The organism is Dialister sp., assembly GCF_047832375.1.
GTDB lineage: Bacteria > Bacillota > Negativicutes > Veillonellales > Dialisteraceae > Dialister.
Genome location: NZ_CP181256.1, coordinates 1,685,669 through 1,709,708 on the forward strand (window position 1 = coordinate 1,685,669; position 24,040 = coordinate 1,709,708).

General features: G+C 50.2%; 21 protein-coding genes and 1 riboswitch. Of the genes, 5 read left to right on the forward strand and 16 right to left on the reverse strand.

What is annotated here, in order from left to right; translation table 11 throughout:
* Window positions 1–214: 214 nt before the first annotated feature.
* The 12 genes from rbsB to ACFWUL_RS06820 form a co-directional block, all read right to left on the reverse strand.
* A complete protein-coding gene (rbsB, locus tag ACFWUL_RS06765; RefSeq protein ID WP_297020306.1) occupies window positions 215–1,135 on the reverse strand; it encodes a ribose ABC transporter substrate-binding protein RbsB in 921 nt (306 codons plus the stop codon).
* Between the two features lie 12 nt (window positions 1,136–1,147).
* Entirely contained in the window at window positions 1,148–2,086 is a 939-nt protein-coding gene (locus tag ACFWUL_RS06770) for an ABC transporter permease subunit (RefSeq protein ID WP_297020311.1), read from the reverse strand.
* Between the two features lie 4 nt (window positions 2,087–2,090).
* Entirely contained in the window at window positions 2,091–3,572 is a 1,482-nt protein-coding gene (locus ACFWUL_RS06775) for a sugar ABC transporter ATP-binding protein (protein ID WP_416176796.1), read from the reverse strand.
* Between the two features lie 18 nt (window positions 3,573–3,590).
* Complete coding sequence (gene rbsD / locus ACFWUL_RS06780; protein WP_297020316.1) at window positions 3,591–3,995, reverse strand: D-ribose pyranase; 405 nt, start codon at window positions 3,993–3,995, stop codon at window positions 3,591–3,593.
* Window positions 3,983–4,873: a ribokinase gene (rbsK, locus tag ACFWUL_RS06785; protein ID WP_297020318.1), complete on the reverse strand. Its 891-nt coding sequence runs from the start codon at window positions 4,871–4,873 to the stop codon at window positions 3,983–3,985. Before rbsK ends, rbsD begins: the two co-directional genes overlap by 13 nt.
* Window positions 4,874–5,070: 197 nt before the next feature.
* On the reverse strand, window positions 5,071–6,564 hold the full coding sequence (locus tag ACFWUL_RS06790; RefSeq protein ID WP_416176797.1) for an ISLre2 family transposase: 1,494 nt from the start codon (window positions 6,562–6,564) through the stop codon (window positions 5,071–5,073).
* 173 nt (window positions 6,565–6,737) lie between these two features.
* Window positions 6,738–8,231, reverse strand: a complete 1,494-nt coding sequence (locus ACFWUL_RS06795) for an ISLre2 family transposase (RefSeq protein ID WP_416176795.1) — start codon at window positions 8,229–8,231, stop codon at window positions 6,738–6,740.
* 551 nt (window positions 8,232–8,782) lie between these two features.
* Window positions 8,783–10,171 carry a class II fumarate hydratase gene (fumC, locus tag ACFWUL_RS06800; RefSeq protein ID WP_297020320.1) on the reverse strand — a complete coding sequence of 463 codons (1,389 nt, stop codon included), beginning with the start codon at window positions 10,169–10,171 and terminating at the stop codon, window positions 8,783–8,785.
* A gap of 414 nt (window positions 10,172–10,585) precedes the next feature.
* Window positions 10,586–11,308: an acetolactate decarboxylase gene (gene budA, locus ACFWUL_RS06805; protein WP_416176798.1), complete on the reverse strand. Its 723-nt coding sequence runs from the start codon at window positions 11,306–11,308 to the stop codon at window positions 10,586–10,588.
* 361 nt (window positions 11,309–11,669) lie between these two features.
* A complete protein-coding gene (locus ACFWUL_RS06810; protein ID WP_416176799.1) occupies window positions 11,670–13,037 on the reverse strand; it encodes a phosphomannomutase/phosphoglucomutase in 1,368 nt (455 codons plus the stop codon).
* 5 nt (window positions 13,038–13,042) lie between these two features.
* Window positions 13,043–13,351, reverse strand: a complete 309-nt coding sequence (locus ACFWUL_RS06815; RefSeq protein WP_297020330.1) for a YerC/YecD family TrpR-related protein — start codon at window positions 13,349–13,351, stop codon at window positions 13,043–13,045.
* Between the two features lie 468 nt (window positions 13,352–13,819).
* A complete protein-coding gene (locus ACFWUL_RS06820) occupies window positions 13,820–14,350 on the reverse strand; it encodes an IS3 family transposase (RefSeq protein WP_416176800.1) in 531 nt (176 codons plus the stop codon).
* Between the two features lie 138 nt (window positions 14,351–14,488).
* Here ACFWUL_RS06820 and ACFWUL_RS06825 point away from each other — a divergent pair, with 138 nt between their 5' ends.
* Together ACFWUL_RS06825 and ACFWUL_RS06830 are read left to right on the forward strand one after the other, a co-directional pair.
* On the forward strand, window positions 14,489–15,925 hold the full coding sequence (locus tag ACFWUL_RS06825; protein ID WP_416176801.1) for an IS5 family transposase: 1,437 nt from the start codon (window positions 14,489–14,491) through the stop codon (window positions 15,923–15,925).
* 319 nt (window positions 15,926–16,244) lie between these two features.
* A complete protein-coding gene (locus ACFWUL_RS06830; protein ID WP_416176802.1) occupies window positions 16,245–17,738 on the forward strand; it encodes an ISLre2 family transposase in 1,494 nt (497 codons plus the stop codon).
* Here the strand turns inward: ACFWUL_RS06830 and ACFWUL_RS06835 are convergent.
* Together ACFWUL_RS06835 and ACFWUL_RS06840 are read right to left on the reverse strand one after the other, a co-directional pair.
* Window positions 17,716–18,201, reverse strand: coding sequence for an IS3 family transposase (locus tag ACFWUL_RS06835; RefSeq protein WP_416176803.1), 486 nt, complete (start codon window positions 18,199–18,201; stop codon window positions 17,716–17,718). The genes ACFWUL_RS06830 and ACFWUL_RS06835 overlap by 23 nt on opposite strands.
* Before the next feature lie 28 nt (window positions 18,202–18,229).
* Window positions 18,230–18,616, reverse strand: coding sequence for an HTH domain-containing protein (locus ACFWUL_RS06840; RefSeq protein ID WP_416176804.1), 387 nt, complete (start codon window positions 18,614–18,616; stop codon window positions 18,230–18,232).
* Between the two features lie 391 nt (window positions 18,617–19,007).
* A riboswitch (SAM riboswitch) is annotated at window positions 19,008–19,111 on the forward strand.
* Between the two features lie 62 nt (window positions 19,112–19,173).
* Between ACFWUL_RS06840 and ACFWUL_RS06845 the strand changes: the two genes are divergently transcribed.
* Both ACFWUL_RS06845 and ACFWUL_RS06850 read left to right on the forward strand, forming a co-directional pair.
* Window positions 19,174–20,211 (forward strand): methionine ABC transporter ATP-binding protein, encoded by a 1,038-nt coding sequence (locus ACFWUL_RS06845; RefSeq protein WP_297019598.1) that lies wholly within the window; start codon window positions 19,174–19,176, stop codon window positions 20,209–20,211.
* The gene (locus tag ACFWUL_RS06850) at window positions 20,192–20,845 is read left to right on the forward strand and encodes a methionine ABC transporter permease (protein WP_296097242.1); all 654 of its coding nucleotides are present in this window, start codon (window positions 20,192–20,194) and stop codon (window positions 20,843–20,845) included. The genes ACFWUL_RS06845 and ACFWUL_RS06850 overlap by 20 nt, the downstream gene beginning before the upstream one ends.
* Before the next feature lie 370 nt (window positions 20,846–21,215).
* Here ACFWUL_RS06850 and ACFWUL_RS06855 read toward each other — a convergent pair whose 3' ends face one another.
* Window positions 21,216–22,238 carry an IS3 family transposase gene (locus ACFWUL_RS06855; protein ID WP_416176805.1) on the reverse strand — a complete coding sequence of 341 codons (1,023 nt, stop codon included), beginning with the start codon at window positions 22,236–22,238 and terminating at the stop codon, window positions 21,216–21,218.
* Between the two features lie 11 nt (window positions 22,239–22,249).
* Entirely contained in the window at window positions 22,250–22,654 is a 405-nt protein-coding gene (locus tag ACFWUL_RS06860) for an HTH domain-containing protein (RefSeq protein WP_416176806.1), read from the reverse strand.
* 378 nt (window positions 22,655–23,032) lie between these two features.
* Between ACFWUL_RS06860 and ACFWUL_RS06865 the strand changes: the two genes are divergently transcribed.
* A complete protein-coding gene (locus ACFWUL_RS06865; RefSeq protein ID WP_297022166.1) occupies window positions 23,033–23,875 on the forward strand; it encodes a MetQ/NlpA family ABC transporter substrate-binding protein in 843 nt (280 codons plus the stop codon).
* Window positions 23,876–24,040 lie beyond the last annotated feature (165 nt).

Sequence of the window (24,040 nt, forward strand, 5' to 3'; positions counted from 1 at the left end):
TTTGTCGCAAGGAAATTATAACATTTCCATCAAAGGGGACTCTTCCCTTTTCTATCCAGCAGGGGAGAAATCCTCTACCGAGAAACATTTTACACTAAGGTGAAATTGTCCTGTGGTAATTGGGATATAACCGGGAAATAGACCTTACGGAAACAAAAGAACCGCAGGATATTTCCCACGGTTCTTTCCAGGTTGTCAAAATTTCAGGTTGTTATTATTTCTTTTCTACCAGTTTCAGGTCTACGGCAATGTTCTTTTCTACGTTTTCACCCTTAGCCAGTTTGATGGCGGTTTCTACGCCGATTTCACCCATCTTATCCGGCTGCTGGGCAATGGTAGCTGCCATGGAACCATCGTTGACAGCTTTGATGCCGTCATCGGTGCCATCGAAGCCGATGATGAAGATCTGCTTATTAGCTGCTTTAGCAGCACTTACAGCGCCGAGGGCCATTTCATCGTTTTGGGAGAAAATAGCCTTTACGTCAGGATTTGCCTGGAGAATGTTTTCAGCAACGGTGAGGCCTTTGGAACGGTCGAAGTCAGCGTTCTGTTTTGCAAGGACCTTCAGTTTGCTGTCCGCAATGTTATGGAAGCCCTGGCCTCTTTCACGGGTTGCGGATGCGCCGGGGATACCTTCCAGTTCTGCTACCGGAGTGCCTTCACCCAGTTTGGAAACGATATATTCTGCTGCCATTTCGCCGCCTTTGACGTTGTTGGAAGCGATGTGGGCAGCGACTTCGCCCTTATCAGCGGAGCGGTCAATGGTAATAACCGGAATCTTGGCCTTATTGGCTGCCAGTACGGAGTTGGAGATTGCAGCAGAGTCTACCGGGTTAACGATAAGTACGCTGATATTTCCCTGGAGCAGGTCGGCGATATCATTGGACTGTTTAGCCGGATCGTTCTGGGCATCTACGATCTTTACGTTGACGCCTGCTTTGTCAGCAGCTGCCTTTACGCTGTTGGCCATGGTCACGAAGAACGGGTTGTTCTGGGTGGATACGGAGAAGCCAATGGTAATCTTTTTGTCACCGGATGCGGAGCCGGCAGCCTTCTTGTCAGAAGAAGAGCCGCAGCCTGCGACGGAAATGAGAGCTGCGCCGATAAGAGCAGCTAATGCGATTTTCTTTAACACTTGTTTTCCTCCTTAGTTTTTCTTGCGATCCATAAGTACTGCGAGCAGAATAACGATGCCTTTGACAACCTGCTGGTAGAAGCTGGATACATTTAATATGTTAAGGCCATTATTCAGGGTACCGATGATGAGTGCACCGATGAGGGTACCGGAAATACGGCCTTTGCCGCCTGCAAGAGACGTACCGCCAAGAACAACGGCTGCAATGGCATCCAGTTCATAGCCCATGCCGGCTGTCGGCTGGGCACTGTTCAGGCGGGCAGTGAGGATAGCACCTGCAATAGCGCAGAGGCATCCTGTTAAAGAATAGGCAAAAATCTTGATTCTGTCAATCTTGATACCGGAAATGTAGGAAACTTTTTCGTTCCCCCCTACGGCATAGGTCTGGCGGCCAAGGGGTGTCTTCTTCAGGACAAACCAGAGAATGAAGAACGCAATGAGCATGATGATGGCCGGTACCGGGATATCCATGATGAAGCCCTGGCCGAATCCGGTAAAGATGGGATCATCGGAAAGGCCGGAAATCGGGTTGCCGTTCGTAAATACCAGGGTAGAACCACGGTAAATGGTCATGGTAGCCAGTGTAGCAATGAAGGGAGCCACCTTGCCATAGGAAATGATGATACCGTTGATGGCGCCCAGGAGAATGCCGATGAATGCGGAAAAAACGATAGCCATTTCCGGGTTGGTTCCCTTGGCGATCATGCTGGCCATGAGGGCACTTGACAGGGCCAGGATACTGCCTACGGAAAGGTCGATGCCGCCGGTGAGGATGACGAAAGTCATACCGAAGGCAATGAGGGCATTAATGGAAATCTGGCGAGCCAGGTTTTTCAGGTTGGACGGGTCAATGAAGCTGTCATTCAATGCGGAAATAACAATGAAGAGAACAATAAGGCCGATGAGCGGTCCCATTTCTCTGACTATATTTTTTACTTTTGCAGAACTCATGCTTTTACTCTCCTCCGGTTGCAAGTGTCATAATGCGGGTCTGGGTGGCATCTTTATGTTCAACAATGCCGGCCACCGTGCCTTCGTGAATGACCAGAACCCTGTCGCTCATGCCGATGACTTCCGGAAGTTCCGAAGAGACCATGATAATGGATACGCCCTGGGCAGTCAGTTCATTCATCAGATCATAAATATCTTTTTTCGCGCCGATATCGATGCCCCGTGTAGGTTCATCGAGAATCAGAAGTTTCGGGTGCATGCCCACCCATTTGGCAATGACCACTTTCTGCTGGTTGCCGCCGGAAAGGGTGCTGGCAGGCAGGTTGATATCCTGGGCCTTGACGCCGAGCCGTTTGGAAAGGGTGCTGGAAAAATCAAATTCTTCTTTATCATTGATTACGTCATGCTTAGCCAGCCGTTCTTCACTAGGCAGGGCAATGTTCCGTTCAATGGAGAAATCAAGAATCAGACCTTCGGTCTTTCTGTTTTCCGTGATAAACCCAAAACCTGCCTTAATGGCATCCCGGGGATTGTTGATGTGGATTTTCTTTCCTTCAAAGAAGAGCTTTCCTTCCTTATGAGGATCCACGCCGAAGATGGCCCGCATGATTTCTGTGCGGCCTGCGCCCATGAGGCCTGCCACACCGAGAATTTCTCCCTTCCTCAGGTTGAAGGAAATATCCCGGAATACGCCGGGCTGGGTAAAGCCTTCTACCCGGAAAATCTCATCCCCCGGTACATTGGTACGGGCCGGATAGTATTCACTCATGACGCGGCCCACCATGTCTCCTACAATCTGGTCCATGTTCGTTTCTTCCGTGGGCCGGGAGCTGATGGTCTGCCCATCCCGCATGACGGTGATGGTATCGCAGTTGGAGAAGACTTCTTCCATACGGTGGGAAATGTAAATAATGGAAACGCCCCGGGCTTTCAGTTTCTTCATAACATCGAAGAGCCGGTCCGTCTCTCTTTCCGTCAGGGCCGCTGTCGGTTCATCCATGATGACCGTCTTTGCATCAAGCATAAGGCTTCTCGTAATTTCCGTCATCTGCTGCTGGCCTACGGAGCAGTCCCCAGCCACTTCATCCAGGGGCAGGTCGATACCGATTTCCTTGCACTTGGCTTCCGCCATTTCATGCATTTTCTTGAAATCAATGGTACCGAATCTCGTTTTTGGCTGGTTCATGAGGAACAGGTTTTCCAGAACCGTCAGGTTCGGCCAGATATTCAGTTCCTGGTGAATGAAAGCGATACCGTGTTCTTCGGCGTCTTTATTGTTGCGGAAGGTGACTTCCTTCCCGTCCACCAGGATCGTGCCGGCATCAGCCTTGTGGATACCGGTAAGAATATTCATTAATGTGGATTTTCCGGCGCCATTCTCTCCCATGAGAGCATGAACTTCGCCGGGCCGGATATGCAGGTTGACTCCGCCCAGTACCTTATTGGTACCGAAGGATTTGCAGATCCCTACCATTTGTATGTCCATGTAATTTGTTTTCCTCTCTTAGAAGATGACTCCGGACTGGAGAATGATATTGGAGAATGGTGTGATTTCCCCGGTGCGGATAACTGCCTTGCAGTCCTTTTCCCAGGCCTTCAGCTGTTCATGGGAATCGAGCATGACCCATTCCACTTCGCTTTCCGGGAATACTTCCTGCAGTGCCTTCCACTGCTTCGGATTCTTAATCTTTGTTTCCGGCGCAATGTAGATTTTTTCAATCTGCATGTACTTCGCCATTTCCTTCACCACTTCGATAAACGGCGGTTCCCCAAGGCGAAGGGCCAGGTCGATTTTCTGGACTCCCGCCGGAACCGGAAGGCCACAGTCCCCTACGCATACTTTATCCGTATGACCCAGGTCAGCCAGCACCTTGGCAATATTGCTGTTCAGAATTCCTACTTTTTGCATGAGAGCATATCCTCCACATCTTTCCGCCAGGGCATTCCTCCCTGGGCACCCAGTTTACCTACAGACAGAGCAGCGGCGGCATTGGCGAAACGGATAGCTTCCTTCACGGAAAGTCCGTCGCACCGGCCCGCTGCGAAAGCGCCATTAAACGTATCCCCTGCACCGGTGGTATCTACCACGGACACAGAAAATCCGGGAACATGGACCACTTCCTCTTTTTCACCATAGAGGACGCCATCCTTTCCCACAGTCATAATCACCTTGCCTGCATGGGACTTCAGGATTTCATCCCGGTCCATGCCTTTGAACATGAGGGCCGCCTCGTGTTCATTCGGTGTAATATAGGTGACCTTCTCGATCCAGTCTTCCGGGATATCCATGTAGGGAGCCGGATTCAGCATGACCGGTACCTTTTCTTCGTAGCAGCGGTCAATGATGTAGCCGATGGTATCCATGGGAATTTCATGCTGCAGCATGACCAGGTCCGATGTACGGATCACATCGAAGGCCTTATCCACCACATCCCGGGTCACCTTCTCATTGGCACCCTTGATGACGATGATGCTGTTATCCCCTTCCGCCAGGATAATGTGGGCCGTACCGGTATTGACCCCTTCCAGCACCGAAACATAGTCCGTCTTCACATGGCTGTCTTCCAGGGCCTTCAGCATGAGGCTGCCATAAGGATCATCCCCCACACAGCCAATCATATATACCTCTTCCCCAAGCCTTGCTGCCGCAACCGCCTGGTTAGCCCCTTTGCCGCCGGGAGAAACGATAAGCCGTTTCCCCATCACCGTTTCACCGGCCTGTGGACGGCGGTCTGCCTCTACAGTGAGGTCCATATTGCAGCTTCCGATCACAGAAATATGTCCCATAGTACCTCCAAAAACAGATATATACAGTATATACTTTTTCAAGTCAACGCTATTATTCTATCACAAAGTACGGGGAGATTAAAGATGATTTGAAAATTTGTATGTGTCAAGGTTTTCTCGGTACTTTGTATGTGTCAAGGTTTTCTCGGTACTTTATTTGACAGTCGACGTTATCAGGTTTCCCAGCCTCTGCTTTCTCAATAAATCTGTATCGCTTTAGCAAGCTGGCCCATCGGAGTTGAAGTCGCTCCATATACGCCTATACGGCCTTCCAGGCACCCGGGACGGTAATTCCGTGCGTTCCTGTGCCATTTAGCGTCCCTGGCGGCTTTGCGGTTCGTTTTTACGGCTGCTACGACCGCCTTATGCATCTGCCGGTCCATCTTCTTGTAGGCTTTGCCTGCAGCACAGTAAATCAGGGCTTTTTCCAAAGTGTCATTCTGGGTAGCAGTAATCAGCGTGCCTATTGAATCCATACCTATCCTGCACCAGCTGCGCCCCTGCTTTTTCAGACGGTAGCTATAGCGTCGGTGGTTGCTTTCAGCTGCCCCCAGGTGGATATCGGTTCGGATTCCGCGCTCCCGGATGCCCGGGATATAGTCGGCGTTGCGACTCAGATAGTCTGCCAGTCTCCGTACCTGCTCGGCCTGTTCTTCTGTTTCTGCGTAGCTGGCAGCCGTATCCAGATATGGCTTCATATCTGTGATGACATTTCTGCTCTTATTCAGTTCAAGCACGAATTTATCGATGAATCCACGTGGGCAGAAGCTGAGGCGGGTCCGCACTTTCTCATTCACATGGTATCTGTCCCGGAAATGGTAATGTGTCTTGCATCCCTCGACTATATCGTCGAAGTCACCGAAATTATATCCTGCTCCGCCATCCCCGTTGGAAAGTACTGTAATCTCGCTCAGATTGTACCGGCCATGCACCCACACCTTGACGAGTTCAACCAGCCTTTTCCTATCCGTTCCAGAGAAGCAGTGGTACCCTGTCAGTCTCGAACGTTTCCCATTCTTCTCGACGCCCTCATAGACCTGGATTCGGTGAAGTTCTATGTTCTGGCCGCCTTTGGTATCGGTGACGGGGTCCGCCTGCTGCTTCATTACAATCCCATCGCCCTCAATAGCCAGCAGCCCGTTCTCCGGTACTCTCTTCTCGGCCTGCTCCATAGCTGCATCTGCTGCTTCGTATTTTCTGACCATTTGGGCGGCAGCGCGGCTGAGATTTGAAACTGTCTGATGTGAAATATCCGTCTGGGTCAGAATTTTCACGATATGGCTCACATTACGGAACTGGGTAACCTGGGTAGCCTGCGCAATGCGCAGAATCACTCCCATGCTATAGTGACGGGAAGGCAGAAATCCAAATTTCTTATCTAACGGGTAAAATCCCTGCTTTCCGGCCATCTCCAGCCGCCTCCGCTTGTAGGTGACAGGACCAAACAGGCAGTATATGGTTCTGGAATCCCGCCGGGAAATCCGCCACCCCTGAGGCTTGTAGACCCTATCGTACAGCTCGCCATCGATCATTTCGAAGGCCGTCGCCACAAGAAGGCCAAAGAGTTCCGTGAAGAGGTGCCAGAGAACCTGCTCCATGGCCAGTGAATCCTTGGAATCCTTGATACTCTTGAGAATTTCCTCCTGAATAAAAGGTTTGAAAAGTTCGATATTCTCTGATAAAATGCTCATTGGGAAGAGTCCTTTCTTTTGATTTTGTCGCAAGGAAATTATAACATTTCCATCAAAGGGGACTCTTCCCTTTTCTATCCAGCAGGGGAGAAATCCTCTACCGAGAAACATTTTACACTAAGCGGTACTTTATTTGACAGTCGACGTTATCAGGTTTCCCAGCCTCTGCTTTCTCAATAAATCTGTATCGCTTTAGCAAGCTGGCCCATCGGAGTTGAAGTCGCTCCATATACGCCTATACGGCCTTCCAGGCACCCGGGACGGTAATTCCGTGCGTTCCTGTGCCATTTAGCGTCCCTGGCGGCTTTGCGGTTCGTTTTTACGGCTGCTACGACCGCCTTATGCATCTGCCGGTCCATCTTCTTGTAGGCTTTGCCTGCAGCACAGTAAATCAGGGCTTTTTCCAAAGTGTCATTCTGGGTAGCAGTAATCAGCGTGCCTATTGAATCCATACCTATCCTGCACCAGCTGCGCCCCTGCTTTTTCAGACGGTAGCTATAGCGTCGGTGGTTGCTTTCAGCTGCCCCCAGTTGGATATCGGTTCGGATTCCGCGCTCCCGGATGCCCGGGATATAGTCGGCGTTGCGACTCAGATAGTCTGCCAGTCTCCGTACCTGCTCGGCCTGTTCTTCTGTTTCTGCGTAGCTGGCAGCCGCATCCAGATATGGCTTCATATCTGTGATGACATTTCTGCTCTTATTCAGTTCAAGCACGAATTTATCGATGAATCCACGTGGGCAGAAGCTGAGGCGGGTCCGCACTTTCTCATTCACATGGTATCTGTCCCGGAAATGGTAATGTGTCTTGCATCCCTCGACTATATCGTCGAAGTCACCGAAATTATATCCTGCTCCGCCATCCCCGTTGGAAAGTACTGTAATCTCGCTCAGATTGTACCGGCCATGCACCCACACCTTGACGAGTTCAACCAGCCTTTTCCTATCCGTTCCAGAGAAGCAGTTGTACCCTGTCAGTCTCGAACGTTTCCCATTCTTCTCGACGCCCTCATAGACCTGGATTCGGTGAAGTTCTATGTTCTGGCCGCCTTTGGTATCGGTGTCGGGGTCCGCCTGCTGCTTCATTACAATCCCATCGCCCTCAATAGCCAGCAGCCCGTCCTCCGGTACTCTCTTCTCGGCCTGCTCCATAGCTGCATCTGCTGCTTCGTATTTTCTGACCATTTGGGCGGCAGCGCGGCTGAGATTTGAAACTGTCTGATGTGAAATATCCGTCTGGGTCAGAATTTTCACGATATGGCTCACATTACGGAACTGGGTAACCTGGGTAGCCTGCGCAATGCGCAGAATCACTCCCATGCTATAGTGACGGGAAGGCAGAAATCCAAATTTCTTATCTAACGGGTAAAATCCCTGCTTTCCGGCCATCTCCAGCCGCCTCCGCTTGTAGGTGACAGGACCAAACAGGCAGTATATGGTTCTGGAATCCCGCCGGGAAATCCGCCACCCCTGAGGCTTGTAGACCCTATCGTACAGCTCGCCATCGATCATTTCGAAGGCCGTCGCCACAAGAAGGCCAAAGAGTTCCGTGAAGAGGTGCCAGAGAACCTGCTCCATGGCCAGTGAATCCTTGGAATCCTTGATACTCTTGAGAATTTCCTCCTGAATAAAAGGTTTGAAAAGTTCGATATTCTCTGATAAAATGCTCATTGGGAAGAGTCCTTTCTTTTGATTTTGTCGCAAGGAAATTATAACATTTCCATCAAAGGGGACTCTTCCCTTTTCTATCCAGCAGGGGAGAAATCCTCTACCGAGAAACATTTTACACTAAGGAAAATTTTACAAAAGCCCAAAAGAACGCACAAAGACCGTATTTTCTTTATTATACCCGAAAGGGAAAAGGACGTTAAGGGAAAGAAGAGAAGCGGTATGGGATCAGGGGGAGTTGGCAAGTTCCCCAATTGGGCGAATGGGGCTAAAGGTGGTGGGTGAACATCGCTTCGCTCGTTCACCGGGTTGTGGGCGCTGACACGCCAGGGACATAAGGGAAAACAGCCGCCTTCGGCGGCAGATTCACCTCACGCTCCCGCTTTACCGGGGCGTCAGCCCCAGGTAAAGCCACACCCCGGTTGGCAAGCGCCAGCGATGCCAACCCACCACCTTTAGCCCCATTGATACGTATGAGACGTCTCTCAGCTGCTCCCGCACTATAAAACAGCTGCCGTCACGGAATGTAACGGCAGCTGCATCTTATATTGACCTTACCGGTCTACATTGGTCATTTCTCTCGGGTTCACCCATTTATCGTAATCTTCTGCGCTCACATAGCCAAGGGCCACCGCTGCTTCCTTGAGGGAGCTGTTGTCGGCAAAGGCTTTCTTCGCAATCTGGGCCGATTTTTCATAGCCGATATGGGGAGACAGGGCAGTAACAAGCATGAGCGATTTTTCTACCAGTTCCGCCATCCGTTCTTCATTGACTTTGATGCCCTGGGCGCAGTGGATATCGAAGGAATGAATGGCATCGCCCAGGAGTCTTGTGGATTCGATGAAGCTTTCTGCGAGAATCGGAGCAAATACATTCAGTTCGAAACGGCCCTGGGAGGAAGCCATGGAAACTACGGTCTGGTTGCCGTGAACCCGGCAGGCCACCATGGTGAGAGCTTCGCACTGGGTGGGGTTCACCTTGCCCGGCATGATGGAAGAGCCCGGTTCATTGGCAGGAATGGAAATTTCTCCCAGTCCTGCTCTCGGACCGCCAGCCAGGAGGCGGATATCATCGGCAAACTTCATGCAGTCCCCTGCCAGGGCATCGAGAGCGCCATGGGCAAAGACAATGTTATCCCTGCCGGTTAAAGCATAGAATTTATTGGGCGCCGAAGTGAAGGGCATGCCCGTTTCTTCAGAAATGGCTTTAGCCACCTTTTCCCCGAAATCCTTCGGGCTGTTCAGGCCGGTACCTACGGCTGTGCCGCCGATAGCCAGGGGATGCAGGTATTTTTCGGCATCCTGGATCATGGAACGGGCCTGTTTCAGCATTTCCAGCCAGCCGGAGATTTCCTGTCCGAATGTGAGGGGTACCGCATCCTGCACATGGGTACGGCCGATCTTCACCACATGCATGAATTCCTTGCTCTTGGCAGCAAAGGTATCAATAAGTCCATCCAGGGAACCGTAAAGGTAATGATGGAGCACATACACCGCTGCCACATGGAGAGCCGTGGGGAAAGTATCATTGGAGGACTGGGACATATTCACATCATCATTGGGGTGTACCCGCTTATCACTGCCCGCTTTTTCCAGCTTGGCATTGGCAATATGGGCCACCACTTCGTTCATGTTCATGTTGCTCTGGGTACCGGAACCGGTCTGGTAAACCACGAGAGGGAATTCTCCGTCCCACTGGCCTGCCAGAATTTCATCGCAGGCACTGCGGATGGCCTTCCCCTTTTCCGGATCCAGTTTCCCGTCTTCCTCATTCACTTTGGCCGCGCATTTCTTCAGGATAGCAAAGGCCCGGATAATTTCCTTCGGCATGGCATGGCCGCCGATTTTAAAGTTTTCAAAGGACCGTTGGGTCTGGGCACCCCACATGTGGTCCGCCGGAACTTTGACTTCACCCAAAGAATCATGTTCGATACGATATTCCATATTGGTTCACTCCTTTTTTATGAAATGGGATTACTAAACTTACCTATTTATTGTAACATCTTTGCATAAAGGGGAAAATTGCAATATTCATATAGGTAATGGGAATATCTTTGCAAAAAGGGCATAAGAAGAAGTGGCTGAGGAGTAATGCCCTGCGGGCAAGGTGACTCAAGGGAAACGCCTGCGGCGAGGGGGTGGTGCGGCGCACAAAATTTTGAAGCGCCGCAAAATATTGATAAGGCGGCTGCGCCGCAGGATTCAAAACTTGTGCCGCTTTATAATTTATTGCACCGCACCATCCCCTCGGGCGAAGACCGTTCCCCCTGAGCCACCTCGCCGCAGGCGTTACCCCTCAGTCACTTTTCTCAAGATACACCTTCATCCCAAATAGCCGAAATCCATATCCCCCTTATCCTACCCTTCCACCGTTTTCACGGCGCCGGCCAGATCCGTGGTGAAATCGATTTTTCCGAAGGAGGAAGACTTGGGAAGGGCCAGGGAGAAATCGGAAAGGAGGCAGAACTCAGCGGTCCCCTTTTCCAGGAAAAGGTCCATTACATGGCCGCCCCGGCTCTTATCATCGGAAAGGTAGTGGAAATGCCACCCCGGCATATTGAGGCTGGCCATGAAGGCCGGGCAGTACAGACCGATAAGGGTGCCTGTGGTATGTTCGAAATGAAATTCCACCTGGTCCGTCTTCATGGCTTCATCCAGCCGGCGATAGGGCTTCTGCTGTGCTTTTTCACTTCGAGTATACATTTTTTCAAAGGTTCCATGAATTCGGATACCATAAAAATAATTCTTTCCCCACCGGTTGATGAAGTCATCCGCCTCTCCCCGGAGCTTGGCCAGGGATCCGATATGCTCCAGTGGCAGTGTCCTATCCGGTTCAAAGAAGAAAACGTCGGCAAAAGGAACTTTCACCGTTCCCTCCGGTTTCTTCACTTCCCCCTTTCCATTGACCTGGTACACCTGGCCATCCACCATGACCAGTTCCCCATCCAGGGAATCAAAGGTGCCAATGCCATAATCCCCATGGCCCATGAGCTCTTTTACAGGGATAAAACCTTCATAATGGCCCAGTACCAGGGACTGCAGCAGGGCAGCCTGATATAATGTACGTTTCGTTGTATTCATGATATTCTCCTTATATGCATTTTCACCATATGGTTTATGTAAATATCGATACATTTATTGCTGAAGGTGGCTAAGGTGGCTCAAGGTTCTCAGGTGGCTGAGAGGAATGTGCGGCGCACAATTCATATAGCGCCGCTCTTCGTATGCAGCAGTTCCGTTGCAGAATAAACAGCCTGTGCCGCTGTATAATTTTATGCGGCACACCTTCCCCTCGGGCGAAGCCCGTTACCCATCAGCCACTTTGCCCTAAGGGCATTACCCCTCAGCCACTATGACTATAACCACTTTCATGCCAGTGAATATTCACACGTTTTATCCCACTATACCATCAGCAAAAGCCGGGCGGACTGCCCGGCTTCTTTTATTCTACGGAATGGATGAAATCCATGACTTCCTTCTTTTTCTCTTCCAGAAGAGCCCGGTCTCCCTTTGTTTCCATATTGAAACGAATGAGAGGTTCCGTGTTGGAGGGGCGCAGATTGAAGCGCCAGTTGTCGAACTCCACGCCGATGCCATCGGTGAGGTCGATGCGGGTCGCCGTTTTTTCGTATTTTTCTTTCACCTTTTCAATGACTGCGGCGCCATCTTTGATGGTGAGGTTGATTTCCCCGCTGCAGGGGTATTCCTTCTCCATTTCCGCCACCAGTTCTCCCAGATGCTTTCCTTTTTCACTCATCACCTGGGCCACAATGAGCCAGGGAATCATGCCGGAATCGCAGTAGGAAAAGTCCCGGAAGAAATGGTGAGCCGAGTTTTCGGCCCCGTATATGCCATGGACCCGGCGCATGGTTTCCTTCATGAAGGCATGGCCCCCCTTGGATTCCACCGCCTTTCCCTTGAGATTCCGGCAGATTTTTTCCGTGCACCAGAAGACTCTCGGATCATGGACAATGGTTTCACCGGGGTGCCGCTTCAGGAAATATTCTGAAAGAAGTCCCACCATGTAGTACCCTTCCACGAAGTGGCCGTTTTCATCGATAAAGAAGCAGCGGTCAAAATCCCCATCCCAGGCGATGCCAAGATCCGCTTTTTCCGCAAGTACCTTTTCCACCAGGGGCTTCCTGCATTCTTCCAGCATAGGATTCGGTACGCCATGGGGGAAGGAACCGTCGGGCTCCATATAAAGTTCCGTAAAAGTAAAGGGCAGGTGCTTTTTCAGTTCGGAAAATACGATGTTGGCACAGCCATTTCCTGCGTTCACCACGATGTGGAATGGTTTCATCTTCTTCACATCCACGAAGGACAGCACCGTTCTGATATAGTCCGGAAGGATTTCCTTCTCATGAAGGCTCCCCTTCTTCGGAGCCTCGGAAAAGTTTCCGGAAAAGGCCAGGGACTCGATATCCTTCAGCCCCGTATCGGCGCTCACCGGAATACCTTCCTGCCGTACGATTTTTATACCATTATAATTGGATGGATTATGGCTGGCGGTAATCATGAATCCTCCATCCATGTGGTAGTAGAAGGTACCAAAATACATCATTTCCGTGCCGCAGAGGCCGATGTTGTACACTTCGCTGCCTCCATCCATAAGTCCCCGGGCCGCCGCTTCCATGATGGCCTTCGAACTGGGCCGCACATCATAGCCGATGCACATGGTCTTCGGATGGTAGAGGGACGCATAAGCCCTCCCCACCCGATATGCCAGGTCCTCATTAATTTCATCGGGTACAATGCCCCGGATATCATAGGCCTTAAAGCCTTCATGAGACATCTGTAAAGGTTCCATGCCGATTATTTTCCTCCCTTCCGGTCCTGCAGCCGCTTGAGAATCGTAATATACCCATCGGCTCCGTATTTCAGGCACCGCTTCACCCGGGAAATGGTGGCCGTGCTGGCACCGGTTTTCTTCTCGATCTGGTCGTACTTTTCCCCGGCCTCCAGCATTCTCGCCACCTCCAGGCGCTGGGACATATCCCGGAGCTCATTGATGGTGCATAAATCTTCAAAGAATTCATAGCACTCCTCCCTGGTCTTCAGGGAAAGAATCCCGTCAAACAGGGTATCTGTCAAAGGATTGACAAGTCTCTGGTTCACACTCATGGTAAACCCCTCCTTCTATATATAAAGACCTGCGTCTTCTTTACTTTAGTATATTATAACATTACAGGCTGACAGGTGCAAAGGAAAAGGGACATACTGTATGTTTTAAATGCTTTCCCATATATCTTGGAAGTGAGGGGTTAGGAGTGAGGAGTGAGGAGTTGTGGTGCGCCGCATCAGAATGGTGGGCGGCGCAGATTTTTTTATTTTTCATCGGATTTAACAAACGGTGATTTATTGTATCCCTTATCCAGGGGCTCCATACTGTGGAATAAAATATAAAAATCGCGGCGCTACATGAATTGTGCGCCGCACATTCACTCTGAACTGGCCCCCTTGTCAAGGACACAATTAAAAGTGTAGTTTGAACCCCAAAGAGGGGCACCTGCTCACGTCCACCCTAACATTGCCACGCATTGGCGTCGTATAGGCTCCAGCACAAGTGCCTGTGCTGGTTTGCCTCATTTGCTACGGTATTTGCCCAAATAAGCTCCCAATAACGGCATCTACGGCCAGCTCGCAAGGATCCCTGGTAATTTCAGGAGGAGCGGGCACGTAGGGGACGTCCAAAGGGTATTTTCCGGTAGTTACGAAATTGTAGAATTCATTTGGGGAAAGCTTTGCCAGATTCCACTGGTAGCGACGGTTATTGTAATAGTCAATATAATCATCAATGATGGTTTTCACCTCCTCGAAGCTGGTAGCAACGGCCAACTTGTCTCTGATGCAGTCCTTCATGTGGCCAAAGAAACTTTCCTGTGGTGCATTGTCCCAGCAGTTTCCTCTTCTTGACATAGACCGGCGAAGGTTACTTTTTCGAAGAAGATCGACAAAATCATAGCTTGTATAGTGGCTGCCCTGATCTGAATGGATAATGGTCATTGTATTCAATGCTATAGGGTGGTCCCGTAGTAGAGCTTTGACTGTATCTAGTACAAAGTCAACCTCCAGGGAATCGCTGACCACGTAGGCCAGAATCTGCTTGGTAAAGGCATCCAAAATAGTAGATAGTGGGTGTTAAAAAACTAAAATAGCCTATTTCCTACTGAATGCTGATTATTATACATGATAATGTTATAATAAGTGCATAGGTATTTGACACACTAGGCAATTATCTTTGCATTTGGGAGCACAATTATGTATAAAATAACACCTGCAATTCGTGAAACTTCCCTTTTCGGATTCTATCAGGCCTCCGGCATTCAGCTTGATCCTGAAAACCAGTGGGTCAAACTGGCGGATAGCCTGGATTGGAAACGGTATGAAAAACTGTATGCCGCTTTATTTCCATCCCACACAGGCCGCCCAGGCATTCCATTTCGCATTGCATTTGGCGCCTACATCATCCAGAAGTACACGGGAGCATCGGATCGCAAGGTCTGCCAGCTGATTACTGAAAACCCATATTATCAGTACTTTCTGGGACTTGAGGAGTTTCAGCATAAGTGTCCCTTCAGTTTCCCGGCTCTGGTCTCTTTCCGCAAGCGCTTCACTGCAGAATTTATCATGAAGATCAACGAGATGTTTCTGGAAAGCGCAGCTCCCACCGCTCAACACAAGAATGACCAGACTGTACCGGGCCCCAATGCAGATGCTTCCATTAACTTCGGGACATTGATTGCTGATGCGACCTGTTCCCCCTCAAACATACGGTATCCACAGGATTTTTCACTCCTGAACGAAGCGAGGGAAAAACTTGAAGAGATGATTGACTATTTCCATGAGACCTATCATCCTTGGCAGAAGCCCAGAACATACCGTAGAATAGCTCGTAAAGACTATCTCCGGATAGCCAAGGCGAAGAGGCGTCCAGCTAAAGCAATGCGAATGCAAATACGGCGCGAGCTGGGAAACATTGAACGGGATCTTCGATACATTCAGGCTTATCTCGACGCTGGCTTTGAAATGCCAGAGAAGTACCTGACCATGTACGAGACCATCAAAGAGCTTTATGAACAGCAGAAGTACATGTATGACAACAAGGTGCACCGCGTCGATCATCGTATTGTGAGTCTGAGTCAGCCTTATCTCCGTCCCATTGTGCGTGGTAAAACAAAGGCTCCTGTTGAATTTGGGGCCAAATATGACATCAGCATCGATGAGAAAGGCCATGCCCGCATGGAAAAGATATCCTTTGATCCGTATAACGAAGGCGGGTTCCTTATTGATGCTATCGAGCGGTACAAGGCTCGCACAGGCAGGTATCCTGAGAGGGTGCTTGCTGACCAGATTTACCGAACCAGATCCAACAGGAAGTACTGCGAAGAACACGGAATACGTCTGTCAGGCCCAAAGCTTGGCAGACCGCCAAAAAACAAGCCTAAAACAACCAAGGCCGAATACAAAGATAATGTCGATAGGATCGAAGTTGAGCGGGTGTTTAGCCTTGACAAGCACTGCTATGGAGCCGGGCTCATCATGACTAAGCTCTCGGAGACGACGCTGTCTTCCATTAGCATGTCTGTTTTCGTTGGGAACCTGTTCAGTGTCCCAGTTGGGTCGTTTTTTTTACTCTATTTCGCAGATTGCGGTCCGGAAGCTGGCTCCCAACACTACATGGAGCTTATTGACTAGGCTGCGAAGGGGCTAAACTGGCAAGGTGACCGGATTTTTGCTCCGGTGGTGGTGCAAATGCTATTTTGAAAAAAGTAGGTTAATAAACAGCCACTAGATAAGTAGGCAAAAATTCCATTGTATGGCAGGTAGGTAATGTCCGTCAGTAGAACCGTTCTGGGGCCAAATTCCTCAAACCGTCTCTTCAACAGGTTTGCCTTAGTGTAAAATGTTTCTCGGTAGAGGATTTCTCCCCTGCTGGATAGAAAAGGGAAGAGTCCCCTTTGATGGAAATGTTATAATTTCCTTGCGACAAAATCAAAAGAAAGGACTCTTCCCAATGAGCATTTTATCAGAGAATATCGAACTTTTCAAACCTTTTATTCAGGAGGAAATTCTCAAGAGTATCAAGGATTCTAAGGATTCACTGGCCATGGAGCAGGTTCTCTGGCACCTCTTCACGGAACTCTTTGGCCTTCTTGTGGCGACGGCCTTCGAAATGATCGATGGCGAGCTGTACGATAGGGTCTACAAGCCTCAGGGGTGGCGGATTTCCCGGCGGGATTCCAGAACCATATACTGCCTGTTTGGTCCTGTCACCTACAAGCGGAGGCGGCTGGAGATGGCCGGAAAGCAGGGATTTTACCCGTTAGATAAGAAATTTGGATTTCTGCCTTCCCGTCACTATAGCATGGGAGTGATTCTGCGCATTGCGCAGGCTACCCAGGTTACCCAGTTCCGTAATGTGAGCCATATCGTGAAAATTCTGACCCAGACGGATATTTCACATCAGACAGTTTCAAATCTCAGCCGCGCTGCCGCCCAAATGGTCAGAAAATACGAAGCAGCAGATGCAGCTATGGAGCAGGCCGAGAAGAGAGTACCGGAGGACGGGCTGCTGGCTATTGAGGGCGATGGGATTGTAATGAAGCAGCAGGCGGACCCCGACACCGATACCAAAGGCGGCCAGAACATAGAACTTCACCGAATCCAGGTCTATGAGGGCGTCGAGAAGAATGGGAAACGTTCGAGACTGACAGGGTACCACTGCTTCTCTGGAACGGATAGGAAAAGGCTGGTTGAACTCGTCAAGGTGTGGGTGCATGGCCGGTACAATCTGAGCGAGATTACAGTACTTTCCAACGGGGATGGCGGAGCAGGATATAATTTCGGTGACTTCGACGATATAGTCGAGGGATGCAAGACACATTACCATTTCCGGGACAGATACCATGTGAATGAGAAAGTGCGGACCCGCCTCAGCTTCTGCCCACGTGGATTCATCGATAAATTCGTGCTTGAACTGAATAAGAGCAGAAATGTCATCACAGATATGAAGCCATATCTGGATGCGGCTGCCAGCTACGCAGAAACAGAAGAACAGGCCGAGCAGGTACGGAGACTGGCAGACTATCTGAGTCGCAACGCCGACTATATCCCGGGCATCCGGGAGCGCGGAATCCGAACCGATATCCACCTGGGGGCAGCTGAAAGCAACCACCGACGCTATAGCTACCGTCTGAAAAAGCAGGGGCGCAGCTGGTGCAGGATAGGTATGGATTCAATAGGCACGCTGATTACTGCTACCCAGAATGACACTTTGGAAAAAGCCCTGATTTACTGTGCTGCAGGCAAAGCCTACAAGAAGATGGACCGGCAGATGCATAAGGCGGTCGTAGCAGCCGTAAAAACGAACCGCAAAGCCGCCAGGGACGCTAAATGGCACAGGAACGCACGGAATTACCGTCCCGGGTGCCTGGAAGGCCGTATAGGCGTATATGGAGCGACTTCAACTCCGATGGGCCAGCTTGCTAAAGCGATACAGATTTATTGAGAAAGCAGAGGCTGGGAAACCTGATAACGTCGACTGTCAAATAAAGTACCGAGAAAACCTTGACACATACCAGGTTTGCAACCACATTTCCTGTCTGCAAATCCCGCAGAATCTTTCTTCGTGGGTTCAGCTTTCTGAGAGGGCATATGAGATTGTACTTGTTCATCAGCCGTAAAACTTTCTTCCGGTTCATAATGATCGGCGGGGTCATATGCAGCAGGGTCATATGGATTTCCCGGGCCCCCTTGGGATATCCATCCATGTTGTATGCACGCAGAATGAGGTCAAAGTCTCGACGGTCTCTTTCTTCACGGGCTGCACGGAGTGGTGCGGCGTTCAGCCATGCATAGTATCCGCTGCGGGAGACACTGGCTATATTGCAGAGATCTTTGATGTTGAGCCGATTCCCCGACGCCTGCGTAGTTTCGTAGATGATTTCAAATATACTGGAGGAGTCATTCATGAGCACTGCACCTATTTTCTCGAAATCCCTACAGATGTAATTTTTTTAAAAACTCCACCTGTTGCTGCAGGTATTCCACCCTGCTTTCGAGACGGCTTAGAGGATCTTGCCCGCTGACGGCCGCCGGGCCTTTGGAGGGGCCCGGCGGCTTGCGCCCCTCGTGGAATTCGCCGTATTTGGCGTACTCATCCTTGATGTGCTGAGTAATACTCCAAATCCTTCTCTGCCCAATAACGTCGGCTGAAAAGCCATGGTGCTTCAGAATGTCCCTTGGCAATGCGCCCTTTTGGTACTCGGCATAGAATTTTTCTTTGAAACTCTTAGTCAGCATCAATGTTGACCTTGTAACGCTGAAAACGTTGGGGTTCAGGATTAAATCGGCTATCTGTTTGTCGGTAAATAGTTGTTTGCTCATGTGCATCCTCCTTGAAATGATGTAGATTGAGCATACCATAGGCACCGAGGTTGTGTCTAACAGGCCGGACCATGGTTGGCGCGCCATCCAGACCTGCGTCACGCCTAAAGGCGCCTGGAGTGGGGAGGAAAACTGTGAGGACGTGTCCAAAATATGGGGGCCTCACTTTCGGACGTGTCCACTCCTCGGGATCCAGTTTACTCCTCACTCCTCACTCCTAACTCCTCACTCCTAACTATTCATCATATGGGCCCTGTTCTGCCTGATTCCGATTTCGCCAAACTGCTCTAGTCTCCAGCTATCCCCCGTTATAGCCAAAAGTTATATTGACAACACTTTTCATGAATAGTATTATAAGTGCAACCCTTTTCGTAAGGGTCAATTTTACATGGATTCATCATGAGTGGCGGAGGGACTGGCCCTGTGAAGCCACGGCAACCATTCCGGTAGGGAAACGGTGCCAATTCCAGCGAGTGTAAACTCGAAAGATGATGTGGATAATGACTTTCATCTTTCGATGAAAGTTTTTTATGATTCAAAACGATAAGGAGCCCTGAATGATTGAACTTAAACATATAACGAAATTATATGGCAGTTTCAAAGCACTGGACGACATCAATCTCACCATTAAGGATGGAGAAATCTTTGGGATTGTAGGACAGTCCGGCGCCGGTAAGTCCACCCTGATCCGGTGCATCAACATGCTGGAACCGCCTACGTCCGGTGAAGTACTCATCGACGGCAAGGACATGACAAAGCTCACGAAGACCCAGCTTCGGGAAGAGCGAAAGAAAATCGGCATGATTTTCCAGCATTTCAACCTTCTCTCCAACCGCACCGTGGCCGGCAACGTGGCATTCCCCCTGGAACTGTCCCATGTGCCGAAGGCGGAGCAGAAGAAACGGATCGACGAAATCCTGGATGTCGTAGGCCTTACGGAATACAAAAACAAGTATCCCTCCCAGCTCTCCGGCGGACAGAAACAGAGAGTCGGCATTGCCCGGGCCATCGTTTCCAACCCTTCGGTCCTCCTTTCCGATGAAGCCACCAGCGCCCTGGATCCGGAAACTGTAAAATCCATCCTCCAGCTGCTGAAGGACATCAATAAAAAACTGGGCATCACCATCATCATGATTACCCACCAGATGGAAGTGATCAAGGAAATCGCCGAACAGGTGGCGGTCATCGAAAAGGGCCGCATCATCGAACAGGGCAGCGTGGTAGACCTCTTCACGAACCCCCAGACCGAGACACTGAAAAAGTTCGTAGGCTCCGTCATGTCCTCGGACGTGCCGGAACAGCTCTCCCACATGAATATTTCCAAAGAGAAGAAAACGGACAGCGACCAGACCGTGGTGAGCCTCAAATTCCGGGGAGATGTAGCCAACGAACCGATCATTGCAAACCTCATCAAGAAATACAATCTGGACGTCAGCATCCTTTACGGTTCCATCGACTACATCCAGAACGTGTCCTTCGGCCGCCTCATCATCATGATCAACGGCAGCGAAGCAGATATGAACAAGGCCCTGGGCCATTTGAAATCTTTACCCATTACAAGCGAGGTGATCGGATATGTCTCCGGCAATAACTAATCTTCTTCTGAAAAGTCTGGCAGAAACGCTCTACATGCTTTCCGTTTCCGCCTTCATCGCCGCCATCATCGGCATTCCCCTGGGGATCCTTCTGGTGGTAACCGAAAAAAACGGCATTCTCTCCTGCCCGGTGCTGAACAAGCCCCTGGCCTTCATTATCAACCTCATCCGCTCTATTCCGTTCATCATCCTCATGGTGGCCATCATTCCGTTCACACGGCTCGTAGCCGGCACATCCATCGGTACCACCGCCGCCATCGTCCCATTAACCATTGCGGCTATTCCTTATACCGCCCGTATGGTGGAAACCTCGATTCGTGAAATTCCCTTCGGCCTCATTGAAGCCGCTGAATCCATGGGCGCTTCCCCCCTCCAGATCATCTGGAAAGTCCTCATTCCGGAAGCCCTCCCCTCCATCATTGAAAGTCTTACGGTAGTCATCGTCTCCCTCATCGGTGCATCCGCCATGGCCGGCACCATCGGCGGCGGCGGCCTCGGTGACCTGGCCATCCGCTACGGCTACCAGCGCTTCCAGGCAGATGTCATGATTGCCACCATCATCGTCCTGGTCATCATCGTCCAGCTCATCCAGCTCATCGGCAGCCGGCTTGCAAGAAAAGCCGATAAGCGGTAAGGAGCTCTGCCTCAACCTCCCGCTGAAATCTCCGGTAACATCCGGTGTTTAGTTAGGAGTGAGGAATGAGGAGTGAGAAGTGAAGGTGTGCCACTTCAAAATAATAGGGCGGCACGTAATTATATATATAAATGGTCCCGTTGAAATAAATTCTAGATTTGGAATCTATTATATCTAATTAGCGGCGCTATATAATTTGTGCGCCGCCACCACCACTCCTCACTCTGAACTGGCCCCCTTGTCAAGGACACAATTAAAAGTGTAGTTTGAACCCCAAAGAGGGGCACCTGCTCACGTCCACCCTGACATTGCCACGCATTGGCGTCGTATAGGCTCCAGCACAAGTGCCTGTGCTGGTTTGCCTCATTTGCTACGGTATTTGCCCAAATAAGCTCCCAATAACGGCATCTACGGCCAGCTCGCAAGGATCCCTGGTAATTTCAGGAGGAGCGGGCACGTAGGGGACGTCCAAAGGGTATTTTCCGGTAGTTACGAAATTGTAGAATTCATTTGGGGAAAGCTTTGCCAGATTCCACTGGTAGCGACGGTTATTGTAATAGTCAATATAATCATCAATGATGGTTTTCACCTCCTCGAAGCTGGTAGCAACGGCCAACTTGTCTCTGATGCAGTCCTTCATGTGGCCAAAGAAACTTTCCTGTGGTGCATTGTCCCAGCAGTTTCCTCTTCTTGACATAGACCGGCGAAGGTTACTTTTTCGAAGAATATCGACAAAATCATAGCTTGTATAGTGGCTGCCCTGATCTGAATGGATAATGGTCATTGTATTCAATGCTATAGGGTGGTCCCGTAGTAGAGCTTTGACTGTATCTAGTACAAAGTCAACCTCCAGGGAATCGCTGACCACGTAGGCCAGAATCTGCTTGGTAAAGGCATCCAAAATAGTAGATAAGTAGGCAAAAATTCCATTGTATGGCAGGTAGGTAATGTCCGTCAGTAGAACCGTTCTGGGGCCAAATTCCTCAAACCGTCTCTTCAACAGGTTTGCAACCACATTTCCTGTCTGAAAATCCCGCAGAATCTTTCTTCGTGGGTTCAGCTTTCTGAGAGGGCATATGAGATTGTACTTGTTCATCAGCCGTAAAACTTTCTTCCGGTTCATAATGATCGGCGGGGTCATATGCAGCAGGGTCATATGGATTTCCCGGGCCCCCTTGGGATATCCATCCATGTTGTATGCACGCAGAATGAGGTCAAAGTCTCGACGGTCTCTTTCTTCACGGGCTGCACGGAGTGGTGCGGCGTTCAGCCATGCATAGTATCCGCTGCGGGAGACACCGGCTATATTGCAGAGATCTTTGATGTTGAGCCGATTCCCCGACGCCTGCGTAGTTTCGTAGATGATTTCAAATATACTGGAGGAGTCATTCATGAGCACTGCACCTATTTTCTCGAAATCCCTACAGATGTAATTTTTTTTAAAAACTCCACCTGTTGCTGCAGGTATTCCACCCTGCTTTCGAGACGGCTTAGAGGATCTTGCCCGCTGACAGCCGCCGGGCCTTTGGAGGGGCCCGGCGGCTTGCGCCCCTCGTGGAATTCGCCGTATTTGGCGTACTCATCCTTGATGTGCTGAGTAATACTCCAAATCCTTCTCTGCCCAATAACGTCGGCTGAAAAGCCATGGTGCTTCAGAATGTCCCTTGGCAATGCGCCCTTTTGGTACTCGGCATAGAATTTTTCTTTGAAACTCTTAGTCAGCATCAATGTTGACCTTGTAACGCTGAAAACGTTGGGGTTCAGGATTAAATCGGCTATCTGTTTGTCGGTAAATAGTTGTTTGCTCATGTGCATCCTCCTTGAAATGATGTAGATTGAGCATACCATAGGCACCGAGGTTGTGTCTAACAGGCCGGACCATGGTTGGCGCGCCATCCAGACCTGCGTCACGCCTAAAGGCGCCTGGAGTGGGGAGGAAAACTGTGAGGACGTGTCCAAAATATGGGGGCCTCACTTTCGGACGTGTCCACTCCTCGGGATCCAGTTTACTCCTAACTCCTAACTCCTCCCTCCTAACTATTCCAGAATTATGATACGATTCTTTTTCGGTATAATCAGCTATTTATCTCGTATATAACGGGTCCTCCCCTTATATAAATCCACTTCCCTCCATACAGACCTGTCTCACGTGGAAGGGAAAAAGAAAAGAGAAAGGAAGTCTTATTTATGTTAAAGAAATTAGTCATCGCCGGTCTCTGTGCACTCTCCGCAGCAGCATTCATTTCCGGCTGCGGTTCCAGCCAGAAACCCACCTCCTCCGCCGCCGCATCTGCCCCGGCTGAAAAGAAAGAAATCACCGTTGGCGCCACCGCCGGCCCCCATGCGGAAGTCGTAGAAGCTGCTGCCAAAGAAGCTGAAAAGAGCGGCCTCAAAGTCAACGTAAAGGAATTCTCCGACTACATCACTCCGGACCAGGCACTGGCTGACGGAGACCTGGACATGGTCGTTTACCAGCACAAGCCCTTCATGGAAAACTTCAATAAACAGCATGGCACTAACCTCACCGCCATCGGCAAAGCCATCCTCATGCGCATGGGCATTTACTCCAACAAAGTGAAGGATGTAAAAGACCTGCCCGACGGCGCTACCATTTCCATTCCGAACGACCCCACCAATGAAGGCCGCGGCCTCCAGCTCCTGGAAAAAGCGGGTGTCATCAAACTGAAAGACGGCGTAGGCATGAAAGCCACCCCCGCTGACGTAGTAGAAAATCCGAAACACATCCAGTTCAAGGAAATCGAAGCAGCCCAGCTCCCGAGAAGCCTGGATGATGTGGACGCTTCCGTCATCACCATGAACTACGTCATGAGCGCCGGCCTCTCCCCGAAGGACCAGGGCATCTTCCTGGAAGACAAGGATAACCCCCTGGCAGTCATGATCATCGCTGTCCGTGACAAAGATAAAGACCAGCCGGCCTACAAGAAATTCGTACAGGCCTACCAGTCTGACTCCGTAAAGAAATTCATTGCCGACAAGTACCATGGCACCATCGAACCGGCCTGGGACTGATTCGTGAATCGAACCAAAAAGAACTGCGACTAAAAGGTCGCAGTTCTTTTTTATTCCTGTAGAAATATTTCACCAAACGGGCGGAGTTTCTAGCTGCCAGAAAACTTAATGGCCTTCGGCGCTTCCTGATTGATGAATAGAAATCAATTTTGCACCTTGCTGACG